Here is a 366-nt window from a genome sequence, read left to right as displayed (position 1 = left end):
AGGCAAGGTCGCCGGCGATTTCCTGGTTAAGACCGTTGGCGACAAGAAGTGCAATGTCGTCGAGCTGCAGGGCACGACCGGTTCGTCGCCGGCCATCGCTCGCAAGAAGGGCTTCGAAGAGGCTCTTGCCGGCCATGACAACCTGAAGATCGTTCGCAGCCAGACCGGTGACTTCACCCGCACAAAGGGCAAGGAAGTCATGGAAAGCTTCCTGAAGGCAGAGAATGGCGGCAAGGATATCTGCGCTCTCTATGCCCATAACGACGGCATGGCCGTCGGCGCCATTCAGGCGATCAAGGAAGCCGGCCTGAAGCCCGGTAAGGATATCCTCGTCGTCTCCATCGACGCCGTGCCCGATATCTTCAA

General features: G+C 59.0%; 1 protein-coding gene. It reads left to right on the top strand.

Annotated elements, in window-relative coordinates:
- On the top strand, positions 1-366 hold a 366-nt coding region (locus AC5ZGW_RS47575; RefSeq protein ID WP_496114330.1), incomplete at both ends, for a substrate-binding domain-containing protein.

Source organism: Bradyrhizobium sp. Crot121 (assembly GCF_059512385.1).
The sequence above is the reverse complement of the archived record's forward strand: the minus strand, read 5'-3'. Positions and strand labels throughout refer to the sequence as shown.